The sequence below is a fragment of the Idiomarina sp. H2 genome, assembly GCF_004364275.1.
GTDB lineage: Bacteria > Pseudomonadota > Gammaproteobacteria > Enterobacterales > Alteromonadaceae > Idiomarina > Idiomarina loihiensis.
This window is the reverse complement of record NZ_SNZY01000023.1, coordinates 1-1,671: the sequence shown is the minus strand read 5'-3', so window position 1 is coordinate 1,671 and position 1,671 is coordinate 1. Positions and strand designations below refer to the sequence as shown.

Genomic DNA, 1,671 nt, shown 5'->3' with positions numbered 1-1,671 from the left:
CCCACTATGTCAGCCTAGTTGTCCAGTTGGCAATTTCGCCATTAATTAATAAACAGTGGGCGGCATAGGTTCATGTATGCCACGTTATTCCGAAGAGCGTAAAGCAGCAACGCTCAAAAAATTATTACCGCCACAGAGTCGCTCTGTAAATTCTGTGGCTGATGAGGATGGGATCAGTCCGCAAACCTTGTATCATTGGTTAAAACAATGTCGTGAGCAAGGAGTTGCAGTGCCCGGACATCAAAAACAGGCTGACCAATGGTCCGCTGAAGACAAGTTAGCCATCGTTATCGAAACCGCCGGCTTATCGGAAGCCGAACTGTCGGCTTATTGCCGTGAAAAAGGGTTATTTACCGAGCAGGTCAAACAGTGGCGTACCGATTGCCTGCAGGGCTTTGGCCGCACTGCTGACAGTGAGCGCCAGGTAAAACAAGAGCGTAAAAAAACGACCAAAGAAATCAAAAAGCTTAAAGCCGAGGTTCGCCGCAAAGATAAAGCGTTGGCCGAGACCAGTGCCCTGTTGGTGCTTTCAAAAAAGCTCGAAGCCTTATACGGGGACGAACCGGACAACGAGGACGACTAACGCCGCAAAGCGAGCGTATAAGGCTACTCGATTACTTTAACGAAGCGGTTAATAACGGCGCATCCCGCCATCAGGCAGCGCATGTTATGTGCATAAGCCAACGCACGTTAAAGCGCTGGGCTAACAATCCGACGCCGGATAAACGGCCCACAACAGCGCCGGTTAAACAACCGCGGCAGTTGAGCAAAGACGAAGAGCAGCGCATCCTGATGGTCTGTAATTTACCGCAGTATGCGGATTTACCGGCCTCACAAATCGTGCCGTTACTGGCCGATAAAGGCGTTTATATTGGCTCTGAATCAACGATTTACCGGGTGCTGAAAAAGCACCGGCAATTAACACACCGGGGCAAAGCAAAACCCCGGAATAAGCATCCGTTGCCGACCAGTTACACGGCAAGCGGGCCGAATCAGGTATACACCTGGGACATCAGTTATTGTCCCTCGAACGTCAAAGGCGTTTTCTGGTACCTGTACTTAATACTTGATATTTACAGCCGCAAAATCGTCGGCTGGGAAGTCCATGAAACCGAATCCGGTGAACTGGCAAAACAACTGGTTGAGCGAACCCTGCTACGCGAGGGCTGCTGGCATAATCCGCCGGTACTGCATTCAGATAACGGGGCACCGATGACCTCGTTTACACTGAAATCAAGGTTGGCCAACCTGGGCATGGCGATGTCACATAACCGGCCACGCGTGAGCAACGATAATCCGTATTCAGAGTCGTTGTTTCGGACCGTAAAATACTGCCCGAAATGGCCACGCAAAGGGTTTAACTCGCTCAGCCATGTTCGCCAATGGATGATGGACTTCGTTAACGTTTATAACGAGCACCACCTGCACAGCGGGATTAACTTTGTGACACCGGGTAGCCGGCACCGTGGTGAAGATAACGCCATATTAGCGGCACGCGCTGCATTATATGAGCAACAAAAACGCAGCCGCCCGGAGCGCTGGTCAGGCAACACAAGAAACTGGACGCCCGTTGGTGACGTTGCGCTAAATCCCTCCAATGTTGAGGAAATTAAGCGTAATACGGCGGTTGCTTAAAACAGGTTTTTTGGACAACTAGGTTGAAAAACGCCG

General features: G+C 50.7%; 1 protein-coding gene. It reads left to right on the top strand.

The window, feature by feature from the left end; translation table 11 throughout:
• Positions 1-76 precede the first annotated feature (76 nt).
• Positions 77-1,635 (top strand): IS3 family transposase gene (locus tag DET62_RS14370; protein WP_110014432.1). Its coding sequence is split into 2 segments (ribosomal slippage): positions 77-530 and positions 530-1,635, totalling 1,560 coding nucleotides; the frame shifts between segments, so codons are not numbered across the junction.
• The last annotated feature ends 36 nt before the right edge of the window (positions 1,636-1,671 follow it).